The following is a 26,633-nucleotide window of genomic DNA, read 5'->3' as shown; positions in this document are numbered from 1 at the left end:
TCGTCCATTCCTCTACCGTTCGGCATTCCGCAATTGACATCATCGTCATTTCTGACGATGCTCCGTCCATGAAATATCCCGGCGGAAAAGGCAAGTGCTATCAGCGCTTGATCAACCTGATGCCACCGCATCAGACCTACATCGAGTCGCACCTCGGCGGAGGTGCAGTCATGCGCAACAAAAAAGCCGCGAAGCGCAGCATCGGATTGGATATCGATCCAGTAGTCATCGAGCGCTGGCGAAGCGAAACTTCAGCTGTCTGCGAGCTGCACCAGGTCGATGCGGTCACCTTTCTGAGCAGTTTTTCCTACGTCGGCGACGAGCTGGTGTATGTTGACCCGCCGTATGTTCCTGAAACGCGCCGCCGCTCAAAGGTCTACCGGTGTGATTACACCCAAGCCGACCACGTGAAACTGTTGGGTTGCCTGACCAGCTTGCCCTGCAAGGTGATGCTCTCAGGCTACGACAATGACCTCTACAACGAGGCGCTTCGGGGGTGGCGAAAGGTGCAATTCTCGGCCAAAACTCACGTAGAGGTACGAGAAGAGGTGGTTTGGTTGAATTTTGACCCACCAAACCAATTGCACGACTCTCGGTACCGTGGCGAAACGTTTAGAGAGCGGCAGACGATACAACGTCGCCAAGCTCGCCTACGCTCACGGATCGATGAGATGGATCCAGTAGAACGCACAGAACTGCTGCAGTGGATGCAAGAGCACTACGGAAATACAGGGGAAGCCGCTTGAGATAAGCGGATCACCTCTGAAAAAGTGACCGGCGGCTTCGAATTAGAAGGCGTCGTCAGGGAAGACGCAGGGTCACAACGTTACATCATCGAATCTGAAGGTAGGAATATCATGGCCAGCGGCGAGCACCTCAAAGCCCTTGTGCGTTCACACATCAAAGGCGATGACAGCCACTTCCTGGCTGTGGCTATGCAGATGGCCGCGCACGAGGCAAAGCAGGGACACGGAAAGCTTGCCCAGGATCTCCGTACCCTGATTGACGCTGCTCATTCAAAAAAGAGCCAGATGCCTTCTGCGAACCCGGTACCGATCGGTTTGCCCCGTGGCGAGCTCAGCAACCTGCTGGCGGTGGGTGCAGCTGGAACTCGACTGTCGGAGATGGTGTTAGACGAAAACACCCAGCAGCGGCTCGCCCGGATCATCAGTGAGCAGCGCAACTTCGAGAAAATCCGCGCGCATGGCTTATCCCCTCGTCGCAAGCTCCTGCTGGTAGGCCCGCCCGGTACCGGTAAAACCATGACCGCCTCCGCCTTGGCTGGGGAGTTGGGGATCCCGCTGTACATCGTCCGTCTCGACAGCCTGATCACCAAGTTCATGGGCGAGACAGCAGCCAAGCTTCGCCAGGTCTTTGATGCTATCCGTGATACGCGGGCCATCTACTTCTTCGATGAGTTCGACTCCATCGGTTCTCAACGGGGGCTCGCCAATGACGTTGGAGAGATTCGCCGTGTGCTTAACAGTTTCCTGCAAATGATTGAGCAGGACCAATCCAACAGCCTCATCCTCGCGGCAACCAACCATCCAGAAATTCTCGACTACGCCTTGTTCCGCCGCTTCGATGATGTTATCGAATATGGGCTACCCAACCAGAAGCAGACTGAAGCGGCACTCAAAAGTCGCTTGGCCAACTTCTCGAAGTCGATCAAAAGCTGGAAACCTTTGTCCCTGGCGGCAGATGGTTTGAGCTATGCGGAGTTGGCAAAGGCAGCGGACGACGCCATCAAAGACGCAATTATTGATGACCGTGCCTTGGTAGAGGCTGAGGACGTGGTGAGGCACCTTGAGGAGCGCAAGGCCTTCCACCAACGAAAACGAATATGAGCCAGTAGAGCTTATCGATGACGGAACATAACGCAGGACAGCGGCCACACTTTCACTTCAAGGGATTAGGAAAACCGGAAAGGTTCCAGTCCACAGCATCAGCCACACGGGACCCGAAGTACCCTCAGCGCGACCGGCAGGGTCACGCAAAAATGCTGCTGTCGCAACTGGGCATAGCCCGAGAGCAAATGACGCAAGCAGTCATTGCCCAGCGCCAAGCAGGACAAGAAAAGGGCTTTGGACTGCAGCTCGAGTTCATCAGTGAGCCAGGCTTTGAACTGGCATTTGAGAGCCTGGCGCGAGGCCCCCAAAAAATCGAGCTGTTGAACGTTCGTTACGACGAGCCAACCAAAACTAATTTCGCTACGGTGTTCGTGCCAGACGGCAAACTGAGTGCCTTCGAAAGCCTGGTGAACCAATACCTTCAGAGCAATTCGAAGAAGGGGCTGCCCAGGAACACGCTTGTTCTGAACCCCATCCAAGAAATTCGAATCGCCACCTTCGACGCATTGTGGACGGATGATCCAGCGATGCTGCCGGCCAGGGATGATGAGGCCATATGGTGGGAGTTCTGGCTTCCCGCCCGCGATGACCAGGCAGCTGTCATCCAGCGCTTCAAAGCAGTCGCGAATGTCCTGCAATTCCTGACGTCCGAACACCTGCTGACTTTCCCCGAACGAACCGTGATCAACGTATATGGCTCTAAAGCAGCCATCATGGCCTCGATGGTACTGCTCAATGAAGTTGCCGAAATTCGTCGAGCCAAGGAAACCGCCGAGTTCTTCGATGCCCTTCCGCCGATAGAACAAGCCGAGTGGGCTGAAGAGCTGGCTGGCCGCGTGACAGCGACCGAAGACAACAATCTTCGTGTATGCCTGCTCGATACTGGTGTGAACCCTGGCCATCCTCTGCTAGCCGCTCACATCGAGATGGACGACTTACACTCTGTGGATGCAGCATGGGGTGTCGATGACACCGTTGGCCACGGGACCGGACTCGCCGGCGTCGCGCTGTACGGTGATCTAGTAGAACCGCTCCTCTCCGGTGGCCCTGTCTCCATCTCACACCGGGTTGAGTCGGTGAAATTGCTTCAGGCTGCCCACGGCTCCCCCAGCGAGCCGTACGGCTCTCTCACCATGCGAGCTGTCGCATACCCTGAGATCAAAGGTCCAAACAAGCAGCGCATCTTCAGTATGGCGATCACCAGTATCGACGACCGCGACCGGGGAAGGCCTTCAGCTTGGTCCGCCGCAGTCGACATGCTCACCGCCGACTACCTAGGTGAACGCGCCAATCCGCGCTTGATGATTGTCTCGGCCGGCAATGCAAAAGCGGCTGATTACCTCCGGTATCCCCACAGCAACCTCACCGACGGTATCCATGATCCTGGGCAATCTTGGAACGCAATCTGCGTGGGTGCCTACACATTGAAGGACCGTTTGGACCCACCGAGTGCAACGTCTCATCCCTTGGCCGCACACGGTGGTTTGAGTCCCTACAGCACGACATCTCGCACCTGGACAAAAACACCTTGGCCGCTGAAGCCTGACGTCGTCTTCGAAGGGGGCAACCTCGTCCGTGATGCGCATGGCGCCTTCGAACACACTTCACTGTCCCTGTTGACGACATCGCATAAGCCCGCGGCGCGACTCTTCTCGACCACCTGGGCCACGAGTGCCGCCTCCGCTCTCGCCGCTCGAATGGCTGCTCAGATTGCGGCAGCCTATCCCGAGCTCTGGCCCGAAACCGTCCGCGCGCTGATGGTCCATTCTGCGGAGTGGACGCCACAGATGAAAGCGGATTTCCTCGCGGGGGCGTCCAAGGCCGACTATGAGGGACTGGTCCGCGCATGTGGTTTCGGTGTACCTGATCTGGGCCGGGCGATCTGGAGCGCGGCGAACTCGCTGACACTGGTCGTTGAGGACAAACTCAGGCCATTCGGCCGGCAAGGTACAAATCCCGCCACCGCAAAGGACATGCACCTTCACCAGTTGCCTTGGCCCAAGCAGTCGCTACTGGATATGGGGGATGCTGAAGTCGAAATGCGGGTCACCCTCTCCTACTTCATTGAACCCAACCCTGGTGTCCTCGAGCGCGGTGTGAGCGGGCGCTACCGCTACGAGTCCCACGGCCTGCGTTTCGAAGTTAGTCGCGAAAGCGAAGATGTGACGGCCTTCCGACAGCGCATCAACAAGAAGGCCCGCGCTGAAGAGGATGGTCTCCCCTACGTCGGCAGCGCCTCCGATGACAGGTGGTGTATCGGCGTGCGCGGCCGTCACCGCGGCTCACTGCACTCGGACATCTGGCGCGGCCCAGCTTCCGCGCTCGCAGGTCTGGGATTACTTGGCGTCTACCCTGCACCAGGTTGGTGGAAGACCTTGGTGAAGAAAAATCGGTACAACGAAGACGTGCGATACAGCCTGGTCGTGTCTATCAAGACCGAGCAGAACGAGGTAGACCTGTACAACGCAGTGTCGACGGAGATCGCAAACCGCAACGCGATCGTTACCTGAGGGTGCGGTGAAGCCTGGCGAGAGCTGGGCTTCATCCCCTAGCCCTGCCGAGATCAGACGACCCCATTGACCAAACGGCGAGCGTCGATTAATTCCTGGAGCTCGCACCTGTCAAAGCGGCTTACACGGATACCGGCAAGCTTTATCACGAGCCAATGCTGGAGAAACTTTGGGTAAGGTAAGTTTTCAATCGCCCACTGGAGCTTCCGCAGCTGAAAGTCATGCTCGTTTTCAATAAGTACAGGCAACATCTCCGAGCTTTTCTTGAGTTTGGCAATATTTCTCAGTAACCCGGATCCGCCGGGAATAGTTCTTGCTAGCTCCGACTTGGTTATTTTAGATGGTTTACCTACCCGCAATAGAATCAGGTGGCGGGCAGCGAGCATCCGGGATAAAAACTCTTCATCACGCTTTCCCCAATCAGCACGGCAGGTTCGTGCCCGCGTTGGCGGAAGCGGATGTACATTGTCAACGAGCCATGCTCTGTCATAACGATAGAGCCAGTTGTAACCAGCCCTTTCGTGGCATTTCTTATCTTTGTCCCGTTGATAATCCGCCCGGTGACTGTTGGTTGTTATTGAAGGCGATGTATGAACAACACAGCTGCCGGATTTATCCGGTCGCGGAGTATATCGAGAGTCAGAGCGTTGAAATGCCTTGAGAGAGGCTACATTTTGGCCAAGTAAAGAAAGCGCAAAAAAGAAATGAAACGGCTGAATAACCCTTTCGCGGGGGCGAAGCAACCTCAAGACCCAATCGTGGCCAATAACTAGCTGTTCGTATGGACCGTGAGAGGGCCCCATAGATAACCGATGCTTTAGGTACTGCGATAGTGCACGCTCACATAACCGGCCATTATTTATGAAGCCAAGCTCTGCCAGACAGAAACGGAGTATGCCTCGCTCAACGATTTCGCATAAAAGATCAGGGTTGCGGAGGCCCCAATTTTGCAAGTGCGACACGGTATTGCTAACCTCGGCAGGAGAATCCGTACATCGTGGTTTTGAATTCCCTTCGCCAGGAAGCACCATATAACGCCAGTCGTTACTATATTCGAATTTATAGGATATAAGCAGCTGGTCATGGAGCGGACAGGTCAACACGCCAGGAGCCACATGGATACGGTGCCAATACGGTACTCCGGAGGATCGTAAATCGTCTAAGACGCACGCAGGACAGTAACGCAATGACGAGTGCTTCAACAAACCTGACGCAGTTAGGCCGAGCCTCATCATCACTCCGCTTCCATTGTTAGACATCATGCTCTGTACCGTGGCTGAGTAGGCGCGCTCACTCAGAAATGGGCGGTATAAGGGTAAAAGCGTGTGATGCAGAATGAGATCGCTGGCAGTAATCATGCCACCTAAGCGATAAGCCAGCGCCTTTAGCCCGCACGGGAACATCGAGCCGCATGTTCGAGAATAGTAACCAAAGAGCTCGTCACTGGTTCGACGGTAGCTGGAATTTCCGATTATTCGATGATATCTCACAGCCAAGCTGTACATGGTCTCATCTGGTAATGGCTCAGGGAAGGTTAAAATTCTCTCCATCACCATTACTCCAGTTCAATCGCGGCTACCAGACCGGATCTTCATCAATCCAGCCGCGCGATAAAAGCTCCTCTTCCAAATCAGCCCCCGACGGCAAGTGAGCATCACTCGGTTTGTTCACTGCAACGACAGTTCTGCTTTTTGGTTTTGGCCGCGGCTCCTCTATTACTAATGGCTCATTCAAAAATAATTTTAGGTCGGCACGCTTTGCCCTGCGGGTGAGATCATAGTTCATCATTTTAGAGATCTGATCTTTCGTGGGCATCATGTCCTCAAAGTCATCGATCTGTTGAGGATCACCACTACGCAGGGCCTCAATCGGCTTATGAAGCATGCGCATTTGATTGTCATAGACACGCTGCAAAACACGCGTGGTGATCCCAGGAAGATTTTCAGTGATGACATAGCGCTGAGCCAACATCAGCAGCTTTACAAGAAAGTCGGTATTGCCCTGGGTAAGATCATAGATCTTAGCGCTGAGTTCATCGGTTAACGGCTCGCCCGAACCCGTCCAGTCATACTCCCAGAGTCGTTGAACTAGATGCTCCCAGAACGGAGACGTTTCACTGAATCGATCGAATGAGATCTCGCCCATGCCGACGGCCCGCCTAGCGTTACGTAGAACGCCAGAGAAAAGTGGCAACATGGCATTCGTGCCCACATAAACCAGAGGGACACCAGCATCATTTGATAAGGTGACAAAAAAATTCAGAAGCTTTTCTCTGTCATTGCCTTTATGAGAAGACTTCAAGTGCTGCATTTCGTCGATGATAATTGCACCGATATAAAATGCCTTGCACAACTGAATAATGCTGTTCAGCATCACACTGATACTTGGACGCCTAGCTACTGAGTCAGAATACTTGGCTATGCCTAGCGCGTTGTCCAACGAGGAGAAAAATGCCGCACAGAAGCCCCCAAGCGAGCCATCATGAGGGGACTCAATCTTGAGCCAAACCACTTGTGTTTCGATGAATATCCGATTGCCGTATTTGCTATGTCGAATCACTTGCGGATAGAGCTTAGCAATCGAGTCTAGGGCAGTGGTCTTCCCCATTCCACTAAGACCAATCAGCGTCATAATATTAGCCGAAGACTTGAAACCACCTCGCTCAGCACCACTCTTTTTTGGATGGCGATAACGTACAGTTTCAGGGCTAAACGGGTTTCGCCCCGTATAGCCGTACCGAATCAGCTGGCTGAAGCCGTCTTCAAGCTCTAGGTGTATCTCGAGCGGCACGACAACGTCCCTGAGCCTGTTGATACCGTGTCCGCGCAGCTTAGGCTCCAATTGAAGCTCAGCAGCATCGGGCTTTGGCGGCATGTGGCCAATGCCTCGTACCACTTCAACATCCGAAAGAATATGCGGCAGTGCTTCGATTAGCGGATTGCCATCATACTGCGGCATTCCGGTTTTGTTATAGCAGGCTTTCTCATAAGAAGGCTTCATGGGTTCGGTTCCTGAGACTCGCTTACTACCAGTTTCAAAAACGCTGCGCTTCGCGTGGACAGATGTTCTGTTACAGCATTCGTTGATTCTATACTTCGAGCACTGGGGGATTTAACTAGGTGTAACCGACCAAGCTCTGCTGTTTCAGCATTCCGCTCTACTGCGACTTCAGTACTACGCTTTTTTTGCTTGTTACTTTTGTGATCTGCTTTAGACGTAGGGCGCCCCGCTACTTTCTTCTTAGCTTTGGCCCCATCGATAATCTCATTGTGTAGACCTTTAAGCCGAACCGAATCGATCAATTCATCGTGCTTAGAATCCGGAGATTGCTGACCAGTGATGCTAAGAAAATCAACAACCTCTTCTAGACGATACCCTGCAAACTTCTTGCTCAAATATGGAACAATTGTAAGCGACAAAAATTCAGCGCCAACCTTTATCCAGCAATTCTCAATAGAGTTAGGGTCGTACCAAACCCGAACGTATTTGGTCGAGAAATTATGAGAGCGTGCAGCCCAATTTTCTCTTTCCGCTAACTCGCATGTATAAATGACGCCTTTAAACTGAATACCTGCTCGGGTTATACGACACTCTTGCGAGGGTAACAACGCGATTTTCAGCTCGGAAGGAGTGACGACTTTTGAATGAACCATGTTATGGTTCATGCCCCAATTCCATATATTCAATGGCGTCGGTTCAATCCCCTCCCTTACCATCTCTTTAGTCAAAATATGCGGAACGCGCAAATGCTTGTTGTGATGCAGTACCGCGGAGATCATCATCTGAGTAAACTCATCCAGATCCAAGATGGCATCCAACTGATAATCACGATCGCCGCGCTCCTGGCGACGTGCGTCTACGCCACCTGGAACAAACCTAATATCCACCTTATTATTTAGCAAACGAAAACGACTTTCGACAATAGCCTTCCAGTCGGGTCGGTACGGCGGAGGAATATTTAGTATAGTCCCAAGCGTATTACTCATAGTTTCGCCTGCATTGCTTAACAACTCTGCTCGGTCAGCTGTCAGCTCAACAGGCAAATGGAAGCATGGCCATTCTGACGACTCAATGGTTACACCGTACCGCGCACAAAAATCAACTTTTGGTGTATAGGCGTTATAGAGCGCATGGCGAGCTCCATTCCAGCTGGGTCCTTCTAGCCCGACGTGTAAACCAACGATCATTCGGCTGTAATTATCAACTACTACATAAACCACCGGCCGACCAATCAACCAATTGCGATTAATTCTATGCACTAGATACACATCAGCTACAGTCGAATCGATCTCGTAACGGTGACAGGGCCCTGTAACGCCTTGTGATGCGATACCGACTAATGGCCTTAAGTCTTTATTCCAATTCTTATTCCCTCGCCTTCCTTTAAGCACATACAAGTCATCATAGAATTTTTTTCCCTGATATTTGAACTGATCTAGGTTAGGGTGCGCACCTCTCACCAAGTCTCCCTTGGTACCATCTGAATTTACTGAGCAATAGAATTTATTCAACATCCAGAGGTAACAATCATTAAGCGTACCGCACTTCCGGCTGACAAATCGACCATAACAGAGGTTGATTCTACTTACATGCACTTGGTCAAGCATGATCGCTCGATCTTCAGTAACTACTCCCAAATACTTTGGCTTACGTCCAGGAACGATCCCTGACTCCCGAGACTTACTCTTTCCTCGCCCTCCACATTTAGAGGTATTCCAAAGAAAGGCATTTTTTACTTGACCTAAACTCCAGTACCTATAGAGAAGACGATAGACAACCTTTCGATCAATACCGAGAAGCTCGGCATGTCTCTTGACATCAGCACCAAAAGTTGATGTCAGCACATCCAAGGGATTCTTATTTTCGACCAGAGCCCTGATTAGCGACCAATTTTTGTCACGACTTAGCTTCTCACGCTCGCTAATCTCAGCATCAGTGCGGATCATAAAGTCCGCCGGGCTCTCTACGTTTACAGCCACTAATGCTGAGTCGATTTCTGAGCAGAGCGAGGCCGCGTCAATCAACCAAGGCTTCTTGGGATTTGCGGTCATGTCAATTACGACACATTGATCACCTGTATGACCCAGCACTCGAACTGGACCGTCGATTAGTTTAGATCCCTCTACCGGTGACAATATAGAATTGCATGAAATCTTATGCATGCTGGTCAACCTTAATATCTGCCATACCTACATCAGGGACTTTGACACTCAGCGGTTCTGCCAAACTTATCAAGCTTGCGCTCAAATCCATTTCTAACGCGCCGACCCACAGCATATGGAAGAACAAAGATTTGACCCCCACGTACTCCATGTATAAAAACCTTGCTAATTTTTGCAAGTATGACTTTAAAGGCATCACGTCGGTTGGCCCAGCAGCAATTGCAATCAGCGCTTTTCTTATATTTTTCTCATTGGCTATGAGAGGTGATATCTTGGCGTGGCTTCTAAGAACCAGTAAATTAGCGATGCGTGTCTGGGAAAGTCGCTCATATAGAACCAACCTCCACTCCACATTTCTCCGCTCCCAATAGACTCTTTCCAAATCAAGCTTATCGAGTATCCAATTTTTCTCTTCCGGCGAAGCGTCGTGAAATTCCTTAGCGTATTTCATAGAGCGCGCTACCAGCCGTTCACTTCCATCTGTGGTCAGCTGGGTTATCAGAAAATCTGTAGTCATCACCAGAGGCACTTGTGTTCCAGGATACACAGGAGGCCGAATATTCAAACTCGTGGCAATAGATTGAATTTCAGCTTGCGGGAATAACGGATATTGCTCTCGAATATCTATTATTGACTTATCGTGTTCAAGGATGACGTGATAGTGAAACTCGGCATTTGAGAGCAGGTGATGAACACGTTGAATATTAACGCCGGGGACGAGATGGGATGTCCCTCTCGATGGGAACGAACGCACCTTGATCCAAGGTACGTACTCCTCACGGACGCCTTGGCCGTCGCCGGCCGCCACCCGCTTGTCGATCTTCTGCTGCGTGATAACCCGTGGAGATACTGGCTTAGGACGCTTTGCTTGAACCTTGCTCATCGGTTAACCGGACTACCTTTCAGACAGGGCAACGCCAAGGGCATCGCTGAAAAGGAGAATCCTGCCGAGTGCAGGATCAGCCACTTCACGGTCAGTAAGCTGACTGTGATTTTGAACCCGAAAACGCGAGGCGGGTGCCTTCCCGATAAAGGGAGGCACCCGCTGTGACAGACTTTATTTTGTTGTGACAACCTTTATTTAGTCGTGGCAACCTTTATTTATTTCAGACACCACCCTTGCCTCGACAGCAGTGGCGTTATTCCACCGTCACCGACTTGGCCAGGTTACGCGGCTGGTCGACGTCGGTGCCCTTGAGCACGGCGACGTAGTACGACAGCAACTGCAGCGGAATGGTGTAGAGGATCGGCGCCAGCGCATCGTTGATGTGCGGCACGTTGATCACATGGGTGCCCTCGCCGTTGCTCATGCCGGCCTGCTCGTCGGCGAACACCACCAGCTCGCCGCCACGGGCGCGGACTTCCTGCAGGTTCGACTTGAGCTTCTCCAGCAGTTCGTTGTTCGGCGCCACGGTCACCACCGGCATGTCGTTGTCCACCAGCGCCAGCGGGCCATGCTTGAGCTCGCCGGCCGGGTAGGCTTCGGCGTGGATGTAGGAGATCTCCTTGAGCTTGAGCGCACCTTCCATCGCCACCGGGTACTGGGCGCCGCGGCCAAGGAACAGGGTGTGGTGCTTGTCGGCGAACAGCTCGGCGATCTTCTCGACCACGCCATCCATCGCCAGCGCCTCGCTCAGGCGGGCCGGCAGGCGACGCAGCTCGTCCACCAGCTCGGCTTCGACACCGGCCTCGAGGCTGCCGCGCACCTGGCCCAGGGCCAGGGTCAGCAGCATCAGCGACACCAGCTGGGTAGTGAAGGCCTTGGTCGAGGCGACGCCGATCTCCGGCCCGGCCAGGGTCAGCAGGGTCAGGTCGGATTCGCGCACCAGCGAGCTGATGCCCTTGTTGCAGATCGCCAGGCTGCCGAGGAAGCCCAGCTCCTTGGCATTGCGCAGGGCCGCCAGGGTGTCGGCGGTTTCACCGGACTGCGAGATGGAGACGAACAGGGTGTCCGGCTGCACCACCACCTTGCGGTAGCGGAACTCGCTGGCCACTTCCACCTGGCAAGGGATGCCGGCCAGGCTTTCCAGCCAGTAGCGGGCGACCATGCCGGCGTGGTAGCTGGTGCCGCAGGCGACGATCTGCACGTTGCGCACCTTGGCGAACAGCTCGGCGGCCTGTGGGCCGAAGGCCTGGACCATCACGTGGTCCTTGCCCAGGCGCCCTTCCAGGGTGCGCTGCACCACGGTGGGCTGCTCGTGGATTTCCTTGAGCATGAAGTGGCGGTAGTTGCCCTTCTCGGCGGCTTCGGCGCCTTCGTGGTACTGCACCGTCTCACGCTGGACCGGATGACCGGCCTGATCCCAGATCTGCACCTGGTCACGGCGGATCTCGGCGATATCGCCTTCTTCCAGGTACATGAAGCGGTCGGTGACCTGGCGCAGGGCCAATTGGTCGGAGGCCAGGAAGTTTTCGCCGAGGCCAAGGCCGATCACCAGCGGGCTGCCGCTGCGGGCGGCGACCAGGCGGTCCGGCTGGCTGGCGCTGATCACCGCCAGGCCATAAGCCCCGTGCAGGCGCTTGACCGCGGCCTTGAGCGCGTCGGTCAGGTCGGGAATGTCCTTGAGCAGGTGGTGGATCAGGTGGACGATGACTTCGGTGTCGGTCTGCGAGACAAAGGCATAGCCCAGGCCCCTGAGCTCTTCACGCAGCTCTTCGTGGTTCTCGATGATGCCGTTGTGCACCACCGCCACGTCGTGCCCGGAGAAATGCGGGTGGGCATTGTTTTCGGTCGGCGCGCCATGGGTTGCCCAGCGAGTGTGGGCGATGCCCAGCTGGCCGGCCAGCGGGTCGGCGGTCACGGCGCCTTCGAGTTCGCTGACCTTGCCGATGCGACGGCGACGCTCCAGCGCGCCTTGCTGGTTCAGCACGGCCAGGCCGGCGCTGTCATAACCACGGTATTCCAGGCGCTTGAGGCCTTCGATGAGGATGGCTGTGATATTGCGCTCGGCAACGGCACCAACGATTCCACACATAAGATGTTGCTCCTAGCTGATAGCGGCGCAGATAAGGGTGATGCCGCGGGCTTGAATCCGGTCGCGTGCCTCGGCGGGCAGGCGATCATCAGTAATCAGGGTATTGACGCTGCCCCAGGGCAGCTCGAGGTTGGGGATCTTGCGACCGACCTTGTCCGACTCGACCATGACGATCACCTCGCGCGCCACTTCGGCCATGACCCGGCTCAAGCCCAACAGCTCGTTGAAGGTGGTGGTGCCACGCTCCAGGTCGATGCCGTCGGCACCGATGAACAGCTGATCGAAGTCGTATGAGCGTAGTACTTGCTCGGCCACCTGGCCCTGGAAGGACTCCGAATGTGGGTCCCAGGTACCACCGGTCATCAGCAATACAGGCTCATGCTCCTGCTCGCTGATGGCGCGGGCCACGTTGAGCGAGTTGGTCATCACCACCAGACCCGGCTGGCGCCCGAGCTGGGGGATCATCGCCGCCGTGGTGCTGCCGCTATCGATGATGATGCGCGCATGCTCGCGGATGCGTCCGACCGCCGCCCGGGCGATGGCCTGCTTGTACAAGGACACCGGCTGGACTGTGTCGCCCAGCAGTTCCTGGGGCATGGTCACAGCGCCACCGTACCGGCGCAGCAGCAAGCCGTTGGCCTCCAGAGCGGCGAGGTCCTTACGGATGGTGACTTCGGAAGTTTCGAAACGCTTGGCCAGGGCGTCGACGCTCACCTCGCCCTGCTCGTTGAGCAGGGCCAGGATGTTGTGGCGGCGCTGGGGAGTGTTTCGTTTCGACATGTCAGTTTAAGTTTCGATTCGAAAGATAGTGTTGCAATCAAAACCTAAGATGAGGGATTCGTCAAGTTGCCGCTGTGCTGTGGATAGTTTTTCCCTGCCCTGACGCGGTCCCTGTAGGAGCGGCCTCTATACGACACCCAATAAAAAGCCGGCTTATTCACATAAGCCGGCTTTCGATTGAAAGTGCTGTGGATAACTCAGCTCTTCTTGAGCTTCTCCGGCCGCTTCCAGCCTTCGATGTTGCGCTGGCGCGCACGGGCAACGCCCAACTGCCCGGCTTCGACTGTCTGGGTGATGGTCGAGCCCGCGGCGGTAGTGGCTCCCGCCTGGATTTCCACAGGTGCCACCAGCGAGTTGTTGGAACCGATGAACACATCCTCGCCCATCACGGTGCGGAACTTGTTCGCGCCGTCGTAGTTGCAGGTGATGGTGCCGGCACCGATGTTAGTGCGGGCACCGATCTCGGCATCGCCCAGGTAGGTCAGGTGACCGGCCTTGGCGCCCTCGCCCAGGTGCGCGTTCTTCAGCTCGACAAAGTTACCCACATGGGCGCGGGCTTCCAGCACGCTGCCCGGACGCAGACGGGCGAACGGACCAGCATCGCTGCCCTCGCCCAGCACCGCGCCTTCAAGGTGGCTGTTGGCCTTGACCACCACGCCCTTGCGCAGGGTGCTGTCCTTGATCACGCAGTTGGGGCCGATCTGCACGTCATCCTCGATCACCACCTTGCCTTCGAGAATGACGTTAATGTCGATCAGCACATCGCGGCCCACCGTCACCTCACCACGCACATCGAAGCGCGCCGGATCACGCAGCGTGACGCCCTGGGCCATCAAACGGCGGCCTTCACGCAGTTGATAGTGCCGCTCAAGCTCCGCCAATTGACGGCGGTCGTTGGCGCCCTGCACTTCCATCGGATCTTGGGGCTGCTCGGTGGCGACCACCAGGCCATCGGCCACGGCCATGGCGATCACATCGGTAAGGTAGTACTCGCCCTGAGCGTTGTTATTGGACAACCGTCCCATCCAGTCTGCCAGCCGTGCGGCAGGCATGGCGAGGATGCCGGTGTTGCCTTCCTTGATCGCCTTCTGCGCTTCGCTGGCATCCTTGTGCTCGACGATCGCGGTCACGTTGCCCGCTGCGTCACGCACGATGCGCCCGTAACCGGTCGGATCCTGCAAGGTCACGGTGAGCAGCCCCAGCTGCTGCTCGCTGACCTTGGCCAGAAGGCGCTGCAGGGTTTCCACCTCGATCAACGGCACATCCCCGTAGAGCACCAGCACGGTATCGGCGGTGATCGCCGGCAACGCCTGGGCCACGGCATGGCCGGTACCCAGTTGCTTGTCCTGCATGACGAAGTTCAGATCGTCGGCGGCCAGGCGCTCACGGACCAGCTCGGCGCCATGGCCGATAACCACGTGAATACCTTTGGGCTGCAACTGGCGTGCGCTGTGGATAACGTGGCCGAGCATGGAGTTGCCGGCGACCGGGTGCAGGACCTTTGGCAGTGCAGAGCGCATGCGGGTGCCTTGGCCTGCGGCGAGAATGACGATATCGAGGGACATTGACTGGCTACCAATCCTGGGTGGTCAGGGACGTGACCGAAGGGAATTTCAGAAAAAGAAAAAGGGTAGCCGAGGCTACCCTTTAACTCAATCGCAACAGCGGTAAGCGGCCAAGGCCGGTTTACTTGCCTTTGCGCAATTGCTGGACAGTACGCAGCTGAGCTGCAGCCTCGGCCAGACGTGCGGCAGCAGCGCCGTAGTCGAAGTCCGAGCCTTTAGTGTTCAGCGCGTTCTCGGCAGCCTTGAGGGCTTCCTGAGCCTGAGCTTCGTCCAGGTCGGCAGCGCGCTGCACGGTGTCGGCAAGAACCTTGACCATGTTCGGCTGCACTTCGAGGAAGCCACCGGAGATGTAGTACACCTCTTGAGTGCCACCCTGCTTGGTCAGCGTGATCGGACCAGGCTTGAGATTGGTGATCAGCGGCGCGTGGCCTGGAGCGATACCCAGATCGCCCAGGTTGCCGTGCGCTACTACCATCTCGACCAGGCCGGAGAAGATCTCTCCTTCCGCGCTGACGATATCGCAATGGACTGTCATAGCCATCTGCTTGCCTCAACCTGATTAGCGCCCCTTGCGGGGCGCCGGGATTACAGTTTCTTGGCTTTCTCGATCGCTTCGTCGATGCTGCCGACCATGTAGAACGCTTGTTCTGGCAGGTGGTCGTAGTCACCTTTGAGGATGCCGCTGAAGCCAGCGATGGTGTCCTTGAGCGAAACGTACTTGCCTGGCGAGCCGGTGAAGACTTCGGCCACGAAGAACGGCTGCGACAGGAAGCGCTGGATCTTACGAGCGCGGGCAACCAGTTGCTTGTCGGCTTCGGACAGTTCGTCCATACCCAGGATCGCGATGATGTCCTTCAGCTCTTTGTAGCGCTGCAGAACATACTGAACGCCACGAGCGGTCTCGTAATGCTCGGTGCCGATCACGTTCGGGTCCAGCTGGCGCGAAGTCGAGTCCAGTGGGTCGACCGCTGGGTAGATACCCAGGGAAGCGATGTCACGGGACAGAACGACGGTGGCGTCCAAGTGGGCGAAGGTGGTGGCTGGCGACGGGTCGGTCAGGTCGTCCGCAGGTACGTATACGGCCTGTACGGAGGTGATCGAACCTTCTTTGGTCGAAGTGATACGCTCTTGCAGAACGCCCATCTCTTCGGCCAGGGTCGGCTGGTAACCTACTGCCGAAGGCATACGGCCCAGCAGTGCGGATACTTCAGTACCGGCCAGGGTGTAACGATAGATGTTGTCGACGAACAGCAGAACGTCGTTACCTTCGTCACGGAACTTCTCAGCCATGGTCAGGCCGGTCAGCGCTACGCGCAGACGGTTTCCTGGTGGCTCGTTCATCTGACCGTAGACCAGCGCTACCTTGTCGAGAACGTTGGAGTCCTTCATCTCGTGGTAGAAGTCGTTACCCTCACGAGTACGCTCACCCACACCAGCGAACACAGAGTAACCGCTGTGTTCCATGGCGATGTTACGGATCAGTTCCATCATGTTCACGGTCTTGCCGACGCCGGCACCACCGAACAGACCAACCTTACCACCCTTGGCGAACGGGCAGACCAGGTCGATAACCTTGATACCGGTTTCCAGCAGGTCGTTACCGCCCGCCTGGTCGGAGAACGATGGCGCTGGCTGGTGAATACCGCGACGCTCTTCTTCGCCGATTGGGCCGGCTTCGTCGATCGGGTTGCCCAGGACGTCCATGATACGGCCCAGGGTTGCCTTGCCGACAGGTACCGAGATGGCAGCCTTGGTGTCGACGACATCCAGACCGCGCTTCAGACCTTCGGTCGAGCCCATCGCAATGGTACGAACCACGCCGTCGCCCAGCTGCTGCTGAACTTCCAGGGTGGTTTCCGCGCCTTGTACTTTCAGCGCGTTGTAAACACTCGGCACGGCATCACGTGGGAATTCCACGTCGATGACGGCGCCGATGATTTGAACGATACGTCCGCTACTCATAGCTGGATCCTCTGAATTTTTGAACCGTTAAACCGCGGCAGCGCCGCCGACGATTTCCGAGATCTCCTGGGTGATCGCAGCCTGACGCGCCTTGTTGTAGATCAACTGAAGCTCTTTGATCAAATCACCGGCGTTGTCTGTGGCGTTCTTCATGGCGATCATCCGGGCCGCTTGTTCAGCAGCGTTGTTCTCGACCACTGCCTGGTAGACCTGCGACTCCACGTAACGCACCATCAAGCCGTCCAGCAGCTCTTTTGCGTCGGGTTCGTACAGGTAGTCCCAGTGGTGCTTGAGTTCCTGATCCGGGGTTGCCACCAACGGTACCAATTGCTCGACCGTCGGTTTTTGGGTCATGGTGTTGATGAACTTGTTCGAAACCACCGAGAGGCGATCGATGCGGCCGTCCAGGTAGGCGTCCAGCATCACCTTGACGGAGCCGATCAGATCATTGATCGATGGCTCTTCGCCCAGGTGGCTGATCGCGGCTACGACGTTGCCGCCAAAGATGCGGAAGAAAGTCGCACCCTTGCTGCCGATCACGCACAGGTCGATTTCAACGCCCTGTTCGCGGTTTTCGTTCATGTCCTTGACCAGGGCCTTGAACAGGTTGGTGTTCAAGCCACCGCACAGACCACGGTCACTGCTCACCACGATATAACCGGCGCGCTTTACAGGGCGCTCGATCATGAACGGGTGGCGATATTCCGGGTTGGCGTTGGCCAGATGACCGATCACCTGGCGGATACGCTCCGCGTAAGGACGGCTAGCAGCCATGCGCATTTGTGCCTTGCGCATTTTGCTGACCGCCACTTTCTCCATGGCGCTGGTAATTTTTTGCGTGCTTTTGATGCTCGCAATCTTACTGCGAATCTCTTTTGCGCCTGCCATGTATCACCTATCAGGTTAGCAAGCGGGGGCCGGAGCCCCCGCTGCGGCTTACCAGGTCTGGGTGGCCTTGAACTTCTCGATACCGGCTTTCATGCCAGCGTCGATTTCGTCGTTGAAGTCACCCTTCACGTTGATCTTCGCCATCAGTTCGGCGTGATCACGGTTGAAGTAGGCGATCAGAGCTTGCTCGAAGCTACCGACCTTGGCGACTTCTACGTCGGTCAGGAAACCACGCTCAGCGGCGTACAGCGACAGGGCCATGTCGGCGATCGACATTGGCGCGTACTGCTTCTGCTTCATCAGCTCGGTAACGCGCTGACCATGCTCCAGCTGCTTGCGGGTAGCCTCGTCCAGGTCCGAAGCGAACTGGGCGAAGGCCGCCAGTTCACGGTACTGGGCCAGGGCGGTACGGATACCACCGGACAGCTTCTTGATGATCTTGGTCTGGGCGGCACCACCAACACGGGATACCGACACACCGGCGTTAACGGCAGGACGGATGCCTGCGTTGAACATGGCCGATTCCAGGAAGATCTGACCGTCGGTGATCGAGATCACGTTGGTCGGAACGAACGCGGAAACGTCGCCAGCCTGGGTTTCGATGATCGGCAGGGCGGTCAGCGAGCCAGTCTTGCCGGTTACGGCACCGTTGGTGAACTTCTCGACGTACTCTTCGGAAACGCGCGATGCACGCTCCAGCAGACGGGAGTGGAGATAGAACACGTCGCCTGGGTACGCTTCACGTCCTGGTGGACGGCGCAGCAGCAGGGAGATCTGACGGTAGGCAACGGCCTGCTTGGACAGGTCATCGTAGACGATCAGCGCGTCTTCACCGCGGTCACGGAAGAACTCGCCCATGGTGCAGCCGGCGTACGGGGCCAGGAACTGCAGTGCGGCGGATTCCGAGGCGCTGGCAACGACCACGATGGTGTTGGCCAGGGCGCCAGCTTCTTCCAGCTTGCGAACGATGTTGGCAACGGTGGAACGCTTCTGGCCGACTGCAACATAAACACAGAAAATACCGGAGTCTTTCTGGTTGATGATGGCGTCGATGGCCATGGCGGTCTTGCCGATCTGACGGTCACCGATGATCAGCTCGCGCTGGCCACGGCCGACAGGGATCATGGCGTCGACGGACTTGTAGCCAGTCTGTACAGGCTGGTCTACCGACTTACGCCAGATCACGCCTGGAGCTACTTTCTCGACCGCGTCGGTCTGGGTGTTGCCCAGAGGACCTTTGCCGTCGATCGGGTTACCCAGTGCGTCGACGACGCGACCCAGCAGTTCCTTACCAACCGGAACTTCCAGGATACGGCCGGTGCACTTGGCGCTCATGCCTTCGGCGAGGGTGTCATAGGCACCCAGGACCACTGCACCTACGGAGTCTTGCTCCAGGTTCAGGGCCATGCCGAATACGCTGCCCGGGAACTCGATCATTTCGCCGTACATGACGTCGGCCAGACCGTGGATCCGCACGATGCCGTCGGAAACCGAAACGACGGTACCTTCGTTACGGGCTTGGGAGCCAACATCGAGGTTGTCGATGCGGCCCTTGATGATTTCACTAATTTCGGAAGGATTGAGTTGCTGCATTGCTCTGCTGCCCCTTCAAACTCAAGATTTCAAGGCTTCGGCCAGTTTCGCGATCTTGCCGCGAACCGAACCGTCGATTACCAGGTCGCCAGCGCGGATGACGACGCCGCCGATCAGGCTGGCATCCTCCGACGCGTGCAGGCGCACTTCCTGGCCTAACCGTGCACTGAGAACCTTGGCGAGTTTGTCTTGCTGTTCTTGGTTCAACGCAAAAGCACTGGTGACTTCCACGTCCACGGATTTCTCTTGCTCGGCCTTGTACAGGTCGAACAGAGTCGAAATCTCCGGCAGAAGCAGGAGACGTTCGTTTTCCGCGGCAACATGAATGAAATTCTGTGCCTTGGCGTCAAACTTGTCACCGCACACTTCAATGAATGCGGCGGCCTTTTCTGCGCTAGTCAGTTGCGGGGCCTTGAGCAGGCGCTGCATGGTGTCGTCTTGCGACACCGCAGCAGCCAGGCCGAGCATGGCTGACCAATTGGCCAGTTGCTGATGGGCCTGGGCATGCTCGAAGGCAGCCTTAGCGTAAGGTCGGGCCAACGTGGTCAGTTCTGCCATGATCGCCCTCGCTTAAATTTCAGCGGCCAGTTTGTTAACCAGCTCCGCATGCGCGTTTTGATCGATTGTGGCGCCAAGGATCTTTTCAGCACCGCCAACGGCCAGGGCACCCACTTGGGCACGCAGGGCGTCTTTGACGCTGTTCAGTTCCTGTTCGATCTCGGCTTGAGCCTGAGCCTTCACACGGTCAGCTTCGACGCGAGCCTGTTCACGGGCTTCCTCGACAAGCTGAGCAGCGCGTTTCTTGCTTTGCTCAATGATTTCGGCTGCCTGTGCCTTCGCTTCACGCAGTTGCTGACCCGCTTTCTCTTGGGCCAGCTCCAGGTCGCGAGCTGCGCGGTTGGCAGCGTCCAAGCCGTCGGCAATCTTCTTTTGGCGCTCTTGCAGGGCAGTGATGACCGGAGGCCATACGTACTTCATGCAGAAGAGTACAAAAATCAGAAAAGCAACGGATTGGCCAATCAGGGTTGCATTAATGTTCACGCCAACACCTCGCTCGGTCTTTGTCCATCACACCAATCAACTCGTAGGAACGAGTGATTAGCCGGCGATCTGACCAACGAAGGGGTTCGCGAAGGTGAAGAACAGAGCGATACCAACACCGATCATGGTTACGGCGTCGAGCAGACCGGCAACGATGAACATTTTGACCTGCAGCATCGGAACCATTTCTGGCTGGCGAGCAGCGCCTTCCAGGAACTTGCCGCCCAGCAGGCCGAAACCAATGGCGGTACCCAGAGCACCCAGGCCGATCAGCAGAGCAACAGCGATAGCGGTCAGACCAACTACAGTTTCCATCTTTCCTCCCGACTTTTACGTCGTATTGGTTAGGTTTTTAGTTTGAAGCGGTAAAACAAATCGTTTGGTACAGCATGCCCTTGCGGACTTTTTAAGCCCTCCCCCCAAACGGGCGGGGAAGGCTATCAGACACGCCAGGCGGTCTTAATGGTTATCTTCGTGAGCCATCGACAGGTAGACGATGGTCAGCATCATGAAGATGAAAGCTTGCAGGGTGATGATCAGGATGTGGAACACGGCCCACGCCCACTGCAGCACCACACCCAGGCCGCTGAGCCAGAGGATGCCGGCGCCGAACATCACCGCGATCAGGATGAACACCAGTTCGCCGGCGTACATGTTGCCGAACAGACGCAGGGCCAGCGAGATCGGCTTGGCGATCAGGGTGACGAATTCAAGCAGGAAGTTCACCGGGATCAGCAGGATCTGCACGAAGATATTCTTGCTGCCGAACGGGTGCAGGGTGAGCTCGCCGAGGAAGCCGCCCAGGCCCTTGACCTTGATGCTGTAGAAGATGATCAGGGCGAACACGCAGAAGGCCATGGCCAGGGTCGCGTTCGGGTCGGTGGTCGAAACCGCGCGGAACGGAATGTGCGGATCACCGGAGATCAGGATGGCCAGCTGAGGAATCCAGTCGACCGGTACCAGGTCGATGGCGTTCATCAGGAAGACCCAGACGAAAATGGTCAGCGCCAGCGGAGCAATCACCGGGCTACGGCCGTGGAAGGAATCCTTCACGCTGCCGTTGACGAAGTCCACCAGCACTTCCACGAAGTTCTGCAGACCGCTCGGCTGGCCGGAAGTCGCCTTCTTGGCCGCCATGCGGAAGATGAACAGGAAGATCAGACCCAGCGCAACGGACCAGCCGAGGGTGTCCACGTGGAACGCCCAGAAGCCCATTGCCTTGGCTTCTGCAGCCGAATGGGCGAAGCCCCAGCTGCCGTCTGGTAGTTGACCGTAGGTCAGGTTCTGCAAGTGGTGCTGGATATAGCCCGAAGCGGTTTCTGCTGCCATGGTTGCCTCAAACGCCCTAAGGTCTCGAAAGTCTTTTATTCATCAGCAGGGGCGCGAACCAGCTGACCAAAAGGGTCAGCACGAAGACGCCGAATACTGCCAACGGCGCCAATGGCTTCACTCCTGCGAAGGTCAGTGCAAACAGCACTGCCGTCAAAATCATCTTGCCTGCCTCGCCCGCGTAGAACGACTTGACGATGGCCTGCGCCGCCCGGGCTCCGCTGAAGCGAAAAGCCTTCCAGGCGAAATACACATTGGGCAGCCAGGCAATCAATCCTCCGCAGAGGCCTGAATATCCACTGACCGCCCCTTTCCACTGCCACAACACCAAGGTTGCCAGCAGCAGGACGACAAATTGAGCCAGCAGTACCGGAAAAACCGCCCAGCGATGGAAAGGCAGGCGGTTTGGCGTGCGTATTTCCATCACAACTGCTCCTCGAAAGTCGACCGCCTAGTCAGCAATGACTTGGCATAATTTGTGCCGACAAAATGCGCGCAGAGTATAGGGGTGGATTAACCCCTATTCAACTCTTCGGTAGTGATTTCCGACTGCGCGCTACAACAGGAATTGTTTCAGCGGATGTGAGCAAGCACGCCTTGCAACTCGTCAAGGGAGTTGTAGCGAATAACCAACTGGCCTTTGCCCTTGTTGCCGTGGCGAATTTGTACCGCCGAGCCCAGGCGCTCTGCCAGACGCTGTTCAAGACGGGCGATATCCGGATCAGGTTTGCTGGCCTCGACCGGCTCAGGTTTGCCATTGAGCCACTGGCGCACCAGTGCCTCGGTCTGGCGCACGGTGAGCCCGCGTGCGACAACATGACGCGCCCCTTCCTCCTGACGATCCTCCTCGAGGCCGAGCAAGGCGCGGGCGTGGCCCATCTCCAGGTCGCCGTGGGCGAGCATGGTCTTGATGGCCTCGGGCAGCGAGATCAGGCGCAGCAGGTTGGCCACGGTCACCCGCGACTTGCCGACGGCATCGGCCACCTGCTGCTGGGTCAGCTCGAACTCCTGCTGCAGGCGCTGCAGGGCCAGGGCTTCCTCCAGCGGGTTGAGGTCCTCGCGCTGGATGTTCTCGATCAGCGCCATGGCGATGGCGGCTTCGTCGGGCACTTCGCGGACCATGGCCGGCACGGTGTCCAGGCCGGCCTGCTGGGTGGCGCGCCAGCGGCGCTCACCGGCGATGATCTCGTAGCGGTTGTCGCCGATCGGGCGCACCACGATCGGTTGCATGACGCCGTGGGTGCGGATCGAGTGCGCCAGTTCCTCCAGCGCCTCGGGATCCATGTCGCGGCGCGGCTGGTACTTGCCGCGCTGGATCAGCTCGACCGGCAGCTGTTGCAGTTCATTCTGGTCGATCTTCACTGCCTGCGCTTCGAGCGCGCTGACGGAAGGACCACTGAGCAGTGCATCCAACCCACGTCCGAGACCGCGTTTCTTGATGGCCATGCGGATTCCTTAAGTTGTTTGTGCAGTGCGTGATGGACGGCGCTGACGGCGGACCAGTTCCCCGGCCAGCGCCAGATAGGCGAGCGCGCCGCGGGATTGCTTGTCGTAGGCCAGGGCCGGCATGCCGAAGCTCGGCGCCTCGGCCAGGCGGATGTTGCGTGGAATCACCGTGTCGTACAGCTGATCGCCGAAGTGCTCCTTGAGCTGCGCCGAAACATCGTTGTTCAGGCTTAGGCGCGGATCGTACATGGTCCGCAGCAGGCCTTCGATCTTCAGCTCCGGGTTCAGCCGGGCGGCGATGCGCTTGATGTTATCCACAAGGTCGCTGAGACCTTCCAGCGCGTAGTACTCGCACTGCATGGGGATGATCACGCCATCGGAGGCGACCAGGGCGTTGAGCGTCAGCATCGACAGCGACGGCGGGCAGTCGATGAGGATGTAGTCGTAGTTCTCGCGGATCGGCGCCAGCGCGTTGCGCAGGCGGCTCTCCTTCATCTGCATCTCGAGCAGCACGACTTCCGCGGCGGTGAGGTCGCGGTTGGCCGGCAGCAACTGGAAGTTGCCGTGCTCGGAATAGTGCATGGCCTGGGCCAGGTCGCATTCCCCGATCAGCAGGTCGTACACCGAGTGCTCGAGCTCGTGTTTATCCACACCGCTGCCCATGGTGGCGTTGCCCTGTGGATCGAGGTCGATCAGCAGCACGCGACGCTTGGTCGCGGCCAGCGATGCGGCGAGATTGATGCAGGTGGTGGTCTTGCCCACGCCACCCTTCTGGTTCGCGATTGCGAATACCTTAGCCATTGTTGCGTGTGTTCCCAGTCATGCCTTGCGGCGCAGTATCAGCAGATGGCGCTGGCCCTGGCAACCTGGAACGGTCAGGGCCTGCTCGCTTTCCACTGTGAAGTCTGCGGGCAATGCTACCAGTTCGTCGGCAGGATGCAGCCCCTTCATTGCAAGCCATTGCGTGCGGGTGTCACCCAGGTGGCGGGTCCAGTTGGTGAAATTCTCCATGCTGCTGAAGGCCCGGGAAATGATCCCGCAGAACGGCTGCTCGGGCTGGACCTCTTCCACCCGGCTGTGGATAACCGTGAGGTTGTCCAGTTTCAGTTCCATCTTCACCTGGGTCAGGAAGCGGGTCTTCTTGCCGTTGCTGTCCAGCACCGTTACCTGCTTGTGCGGATGCAGGATGGCCAGCGGAATGCCCGGCATGCCGCCGCCGCTGCCGACATCCAGCCAGCGCTGGGTGTCATTGTGGATAAACGGCATGACGCTCAGGCTGTCGAGCAGGTGGCGCGAGACCATCTCGTCCGGGTCGCGCACGGCGGTCAGGTTGTAGGCCTTGTTCCATTTGATCAACAGGGCCAGGTAGCCCAGCAGCGACTCGTGCTGCTGCGCGCTCAGCTCGACACCGAGCTGGCGCGCACCTGTGGACAACTCTTCGGCGTGTTGCGGGGTGACCAGGGAACTCAAGCGCTTTGCTCCAATTCGCGGCCTGCGCCGCGTTTTTTCAAGTGAATCAGCAACAGGGAAATCGCCGCCGGGGTGACGCCCGGAATGCGCGACGCCTGGCCCAGGGTCTGCGGGCGGGTCTGCCCGAGCTTGCCCTGGATCTCCTTGGACAGGCCGGAAATCGTGGTGTAGTCGATATCCACAGGCAGGCGCGTGTCTTCGCTGGCGCGCAGACGGGCGATCTCTTCCTGTTGGCGGTCGATGTAGCCGGCGTACTTGGTCTTGATCTCGACCTGTTCGGCGACCTGTGGATCGATCACTTCACCGCCGGTCGCCTCGATCAAGCCAGCGTAGTCGACTTCCGGACGGGCGAGCAGGTTGAGCAGGCTGTATTCGTGGGCCAGCGGCGTGCCGAACTTATCCACAATGGCCTGGCCCTGCGGCGTGCCCGGGCGGACCCAGGTGCTCTTCAGGCGTTGTTCCTCGCGCTCGATGCCTTCGCGCTTTGCGCAGAACGCGGCCCAGCGCTGGTCGTCGACCAGGCCCAGCTCGCGGCCTTTCTCGGTCAGGCGCAGGTCTGCGTTGTCTTCGCGCAGGATCAGCCGGTATTCGGCGCGCGAGGTGAACATGCGGTACGGCTCCTGGGTCCCCAGGGTGATCAGGTCGTCGACCAGCACACCGATGTAGGCTTCGTCGCGGCGCGGGCACCAGCTTTCACGGCCCTGGGCACGCAGCGCGGCGTTGGTCCCGGCCAGCAGGCCCTGGGCGCCGGCCTCTTCGTAACCGGTGGTGCCATTGATCTGGCCGGCGAAGAACAGGCCGCCGATGACCTTGGTCTCGAGGCTGTACTTCAGGTCGCGCGGGTCGAAGTAGTCGTACTCGATGGCATAGCCCGGGCGGACGATGTGGGCGTTTTCCATGCCGCGGATCGAGCGAACGATGTCCAGCTGCACGTCGAACGGCAGCGAGGTGGAAATACCGTTGGGATACAGCTCGTGGGTGGTCAGGCCTTCCGGCTCGATGAACACCTGGTGGCTTTCCTTGTCGGCGAAGCGATGGATCTTGTCCTCGATCGACGGGCAGTAGCGCGGGCCGATGCCTTCGATCACGCCGGAGTACATCGGCGAACGGTCGAGGTTCGAGGCGATGATCTCGTGGGTACGGGCATTGGTGTGGGTAATCCAGCAACTGACCTGGCGCGGATGCATGTCGGCATTGCCCATGAACGACATTACCGGGATCGGCGTGTCGCCCGGCTGCTCGGTCATCACCGAGAAGTCCACTGAACGGCCATCGATGCGCGGCGGTGTGCCGGTCTTCAGGCGACCGACGCGCAGCGGCAGTTCACGCATGCGCTGGGCCAGGGCGTTGGCGGGCGGATCACCGGCACGGCCACCGGAGTAGTTCTGCAGACCGATGTGGATAAGTCCGCCGAGGAAGGTGCCGCTGGTCAGGACCACGGAGTCGGCGAAAAAGCGCAGACCCATTTGCGTGACCACGCCCTTGACCTGGTCCTGCTCGACGATCAGGTCATCGCACGACTGCTGGAATATCCACAGGTTCGGCTGGTTTTCCAGGATTTCGCGCACCACCGCCTTGTAGATGGCGCGGTCGGCCTGCGCACGGGTGGCGCGCACGGCCGGCCCCTTGCGGTTGTTCAGGATGCGGAACTGGATGCCGCTCTTGTCGGTGGCCAACGCCATGGCGCCGCCGAGCGCATCGATTTCCTTGACCAGGTGGCTCTTGCCGATGCCGCCGATGGCCGGGTTGCAACTCATGTGACCGAGGGTTTCCACGTTGTGGGTCAGCAGCAGGGTTTTCACACCCATGCGTGCGGACGCAAGCGCAGCCTCGGTACCGGCATGGCCGCCGCCGATGACGATCACTTCAAAACGGGAAGGGAAATCCACCACGCACCTCGTGCCTGTTTTTGCGAATAGAGAAGGTAAGCGGACAAGTATAGGGACTTACCGCCCTTCAAAGAAACCTTCTGAGCAAAAAATGAGCAGGCTGTGGATGAGTGGCAGGTAAAAGAAAACAAAAAGGAAAAATTTAAAAAAGCTTTGTTTTTATGTTTATGTTT

General features: G+C 57.4%; 23 protein-coding genes and 1 pseudogene. 3 read left to right on the top strand and 21 right to left on the bottom strand.

What is annotated here, in order from left to right:
- The first annotated feature begins 68 nt into the window (after positions 1 to 68).
- The 3 genes from CC207_RS24175 (at position 69) to CC207_RS24165 (ending at position 4,360) form a co-directional block, all read left to right on the top strand.
- Positions 69 to 746, top strand: coding sequence for a DNA adenine methylase (locus tag CC207_RS24175; protein ID WP_023628520.1), 678 nt, complete (start codon positions 69 to 71; stop codon positions 744 to 746).
- A 111-nt stretch (positions 747 to 857) separates the two neighbouring features.
- Complete coding sequence (locus CC207_RS24170) at positions 858 to 1,847, top strand: AAA family ATPase (protein ID WP_023628519.1); 990 nt, start codon at positions 858 to 860, stop codon at positions 1,845 to 1,847.
- A 188-nt stretch (positions 1,848 to 2,035) separates the two neighbouring features.
- On the top strand, positions 2,036 to 4,360 hold the full coding sequence (locus tag CC207_RS24165; RefSeq protein ID WP_031314391.1) for a S8 family peptidase: 2,325 nt from the start codon (positions 2,036 to 2,038) through the stop codon (positions 4,358 to 4,360).
- A 53-nt stretch (positions 4,361 to 4,413) separates the two neighbouring features.
- Here CC207_RS24165 and CC207_RS28035 read toward each other — a convergent pair whose 3' ends face one another.
- From CC207_RS28035 to mnmG, 21 genes and pseudogenes are all read right to left on the bottom strand, one after another.
- Positions 4,414 to 5,109: a TnsD family Tn7-like transposition protein gene (locus CC207_RS28035; protein WP_237750121.1), complete on the bottom strand. Its 696-nt coding sequence runs from the start codon at positions 5,107 to 5,109 to the stop codon at positions 4,414 to 4,416.
- A gap of 333 nt (positions 5,110 to 5,442) precedes the next feature.
- A pseudogene (locus tag CC207_RS28455) lies at positions 5,443 to 5,910 on the bottom strand (TniQ family protein); the annotation flags it as partial.
- 25 nt (positions 5,911 to 5,935) lie between these two features.
- Positions 5,936 to 7,360: an ATP-binding protein gene (locus CC207_RS24155; protein ID WP_023628516.1), complete on the bottom strand. Its 1,425-nt coding sequence runs from the start codon at positions 7,358 to 7,360 to the stop codon at positions 5,936 to 5,938.
- Entirely contained in the window at positions 7,357 to 9,411 is a 2,055-nt protein-coding gene (locus CC207_RS24150; protein ID WP_256582347.1) for a Mu transposase C-terminal domain-containing protein, read from the bottom strand. Before CC207_RS24150 ends, CC207_RS24155 begins: the two co-directional genes overlap by 4 nt.
- Positions 9,412 to 9,514: 103 nt before the next feature.
- Complete coding sequence (locus CC207_RS24145) at positions 9,515 to 10,405, bottom strand: TnsA endonuclease N-terminal domain-containing protein (protein WP_052062234.1); 891 nt, start codon at positions 10,403 to 10,405, stop codon at positions 9,515 to 9,517.
- A gap of 256 nt (positions 10,406 to 10,661) precedes the next feature.
- Positions 10,662 to 12,497, bottom strand: a complete 1,836-nt coding sequence (gene glmS, locus CC207_RS24140) for a glutamine--fructose-6-phosphate transaminase (isomerizing) (protein WP_088852889.1) — start codon at positions 12,495 to 12,497, stop codon at positions 10,662 to 10,664.
- A gap of 12 nt (positions 12,498 to 12,509) precedes the next feature.
- A complete protein-coding gene (locus CC207_RS24135; RefSeq protein WP_028690016.1) occupies positions 12,510 to 13,277 on the bottom strand; it encodes a DeoR/GlpR family DNA-binding transcription regulator in 768 nt (255 codons plus the stop codon).
- A gap of 197 nt (positions 13,278 to 13,474) precedes the next feature.
- Complete coding sequence (gene glmU / locus CC207_RS24130) at positions 13,475 to 14,842, bottom strand: bifunctional UDP-N-acetylglucosamine diphosphorylase/glucosamine-1-phosphate N-acetyltransferase GlmU (RefSeq protein ID WP_028690017.1); 1,368 nt, start codon at positions 14,840 to 14,842, stop codon at positions 13,475 to 13,477.
- A gap of 121 nt (positions 14,843 to 14,963) precedes the next feature.
- A complete protein-coding gene (locus CC207_RS24125; protein ID WP_028690018.1) occupies positions 14,964 to 15,383 on the bottom strand; it encodes a F0F1 ATP synthase subunit epsilon in 420 nt (139 codons plus the stop codon).
- A gap of 44 nt (positions 15,384 to 15,427) precedes the next feature.
- Positions 15,428 to 16,804, bottom strand: coding sequence for a F0F1 ATP synthase subunit beta (gene atpD / locus CC207_RS24120; protein ID WP_028690019.1), 1,377 nt, complete (start codon positions 16,802 to 16,804; stop codon positions 15,428 to 15,430).
- A gap of 27 nt (positions 16,805 to 16,831) precedes the next feature.
- The gene (gene atpG / locus CC207_RS24115; protein ID WP_028690020.1) at positions 16,832 to 17,692 is read right to left on the bottom strand and encodes a F0F1 ATP synthase subunit gamma; all 861 of its coding nucleotides are present in this window, start codon (positions 17,690 to 17,692) and stop codon (positions 16,832 to 16,834) included.
- Positions 17,693 to 17,740: 48 nt separating this feature from the next.
- Positions 17,741 to 19,285: a F0F1 ATP synthase subunit alpha gene (gene atpA / locus CC207_RS24110; RefSeq protein WP_028690021.1), complete on the bottom strand. Its 1,545-nt coding sequence runs from the start codon at positions 19,283 to 19,285 to the stop codon at positions 17,741 to 17,743.
- Between the two features lie 21 nt (positions 19,286 to 19,306).
- Positions 19,307 to 19,843 carry a F0F1 ATP synthase subunit delta gene (locus tag CC207_RS24105; RefSeq protein WP_023628561.1) on the bottom strand — a complete coding sequence of 179 codons (537 nt, stop codon included), beginning with the start codon at positions 19,841 to 19,843 and terminating at the stop codon, positions 19,307 to 19,309.
- 12 nt (positions 19,844 to 19,855) lie between these two features.
- A complete protein-coding gene (locus CC207_RS24100) occupies positions 19,856 to 20,326 on the bottom strand; it encodes a F0F1 ATP synthase subunit B (protein ID WP_023383136.1) in 471 nt (156 codons plus the stop codon).
- Between the two features lie 57 nt (positions 20,327 to 20,383).
- Complete coding sequence (atpE, locus tag CC207_RS24095) at positions 20,384 to 20,641, bottom strand: F0F1 ATP synthase subunit C (RefSeq protein ID WP_003097235.1); 258 nt, start codon at positions 20,639 to 20,641, stop codon at positions 20,384 to 20,386.
- A gap of 144 nt (positions 20,642 to 20,785) precedes the next feature.
- Positions 20,786 to 21,655, bottom strand: a complete 870-nt coding sequence (gene atpB / locus CC207_RS24090; protein WP_028690022.1) for a F0F1 ATP synthase subunit A — start codon at positions 21,653 to 21,655, stop codon at positions 20,786 to 20,788.
- Positions 21,656 to 21,671: 16 nt separating this feature from the next.
- A complete protein-coding gene (locus CC207_RS24085; RefSeq protein WP_008092225.1) occupies positions 21,672 to 22,079 on the bottom strand; it encodes a F0F1 ATP synthase subunit I in 408 nt (135 codons plus the stop codon).
- Between the two features lie 149 nt (positions 22,080 to 22,228).
- A complete protein-coding gene (locus tag CC207_RS24080) occupies positions 22,229 to 23,101 on the bottom strand; it encodes a ParB/RepB/Spo0J family partition protein (protein WP_028690023.1) in 873 nt (290 codons plus the stop codon).
- A gap of 9 nt (positions 23,102 to 23,110) precedes the next feature.
- Positions 23,111 to 23,902, bottom strand: a complete 792-nt coding sequence (locus tag CC207_RS24075; RefSeq protein ID WP_028690024.1) for a ParA family protein — start codon at positions 23,900 to 23,902, stop codon at positions 23,111 to 23,113.
- Positions 23,903 to 23,920: 18 nt separating this feature from the next.
- Positions 23,921 to 24,571: a 16S rRNA (guanine(527)-N(7))-methyltransferase RsmG gene (gene rsmG / locus CC207_RS24070; RefSeq protein WP_088852888.1), complete on the bottom strand. Its 651-nt coding sequence runs from the start codon at positions 24,569 to 24,571 to the stop codon at positions 23,921 to 23,923.
- Positions 24,568 to 26,460 carry a tRNA uridine-5-carboxymethylaminomethyl(34) synthesis enzyme MnmG gene (gene mnmG, locus CC207_RS24065; RefSeq protein WP_062360049.1) on the bottom strand — a complete coding sequence of 631 codons (1,893 nt, stop codon included), beginning with the start codon at positions 26,458 to 26,460 and terminating at the stop codon, positions 24,568 to 24,570. Before mnmG ends, rsmG begins: the two co-directional genes overlap by 4 nt.
- Positions 26,461 to 26,633: the final 173 nt, after the last annotated feature.

The sequence above is a fragment of the Pseudomonas sp. DrBHI1 genome, from assembly GCF_002205115.1.
Taxonomy (GTDB): domain Bacteria; phylum Pseudomonadota; class Gammaproteobacteria; order Pseudomonadales; family Pseudomonadaceae; genus Aquipseudomonas; species Aquipseudomonas mosselii.
The sequence above is the reverse complement of the archived record's forward strand: the minus strand, read 5'-3'. Positions and strand labels throughout refer to the sequence as shown.

What these genes read in the sequence shown, in the direction of transcription:
- CC207_RS24175 (WP_023628520.1), top strand. Translation starts at nt 69, where the DNA reads ATGAAATATCCCGGCGGAAAAGGCAAGTGCTATCAGCGCTTGATCAAC.
- CC207_RS24170 (WP_023628519.1), top strand. Translation starts at nt 858, where the DNA reads ATGGCCAGCGGCGAGCACCTCAAAGCCCTTGTGCGTTCACACATCAAA.
- CC207_RS24165 (WP_031314391.1), top strand. Translation starts at nt 2,036, where the DNA reads ATGACGCAAGCAGTCATTGCCCAGCGCCAAGCAGGACAAGAAAAGGGC.
- CC207_RS24155 (WP_023628516.1), bottom strand. Translation starts at nt 7,360, where the DNA reads ATGAAGCCTTCTTATGAGAAAGCCTGCTATAACAAAACCGGAATGCCG.
- CC207_RS24150 (WP_256582347.1), bottom strand. Translation starts at nt 9,411, where the DNA reads ATGACCGCAAATCCCAAGAAGCCTTGGTTGATTGACGCGGCCTCGCTC.
- CC207_RS24145 (WP_052062234.1), bottom strand. Translation starts at nt 10,405, where the DNA reads ATGAGCAAGGTTCAAGCAAAGCGTCCTAAGCCAGTATCTCCACGGGTT.
- glmS (WP_088852889.1), bottom strand. Translation starts at nt 12,497, where the DNA reads ATGTGTGGAATCGTTGGTGCCGTTGCCGAGCGCAATATCACAGCCATC.
- CC207_RS24135 (WP_028690016.1), bottom strand. Translation starts at nt 13,277, where the DNA reads ATGTCGAAACGAAACACTCCCCAGCGCCGCCACAACATCCTGGCCCTG.
- glmU (WP_028690017.1), bottom strand. Translation starts at nt 14,842, where the DNA reads ATGTCCCTCGATATCGTCATTCTCGCCGCAGGCCAAGGCACCCGCATG.
- CC207_RS24125 (WP_028690018.1), bottom strand. Translation starts at nt 15,383, where the DNA reads ATGGCTATGACAGTCCATTGCGATATCGTCAGCGCGGAAGGAGAGATC.
- atpD (WP_028690019.1), bottom strand. Translation starts at nt 16,804, where the DNA reads ATGAGTAGCGGACGTATCGTTCAAATCATCGGCGCCGTCATCGACGTG.
- atpG (WP_028690020.1), bottom strand. Translation starts at nt 17,692, where the DNA reads ATGGCAGGCGCAAAAGAGATTCGCAGTAAGATTGCGAGCATCAAAAGC.
- atpA (WP_028690021.1), bottom strand. Translation starts at nt 19,285, where the DNA reads ATGCAGCAACTCAATCCTTCCGAAATTAGTGAAATCATCAAGGGCCGC.
- CC207_RS24105 (WP_023628561.1), bottom strand. Translation starts at nt 19,843, where the DNA reads ATGGCAGAACTGACCACGTTGGCCCGACCTTACGCTAAGGCTGCCTTC.
- atpE (WP_003097235.1), bottom strand. Translation starts at nt 20,641, where the DNA reads ATGGAAACTGTAGTTGGTCTGACCGCTATCGCTGTTGCTCTGCTGATC.
- atpB (WP_028690022.1), bottom strand. Translation starts at nt 21,655, where the DNA reads ATGGCAGCAGAAACCGCTTCGGGCTATATCCAGCACCACTTGCAGAAC.
- CC207_RS24085 (WP_008092225.1), bottom strand. Translation starts at nt 22,079, where the DNA reads ATGGAAATACGCACGCCAAACCGCCTGCCTTTCCATCGCTGGGCGGTT.
- CC207_RS24080 (WP_028690023.1), bottom strand. Translation starts at nt 23,101, where the DNA reads ATGGCCATCAAGAAACGCGGTCTCGGACGTGGGTTGGATGCACTGCTC.
- CC207_RS24075 (WP_028690024.1), bottom strand. Translation starts at nt 23,902, where the DNA reads ATGGCTAAGGTATTCGCAATCGCGAACCAGAAGGGTGGCGTGGGCAAG.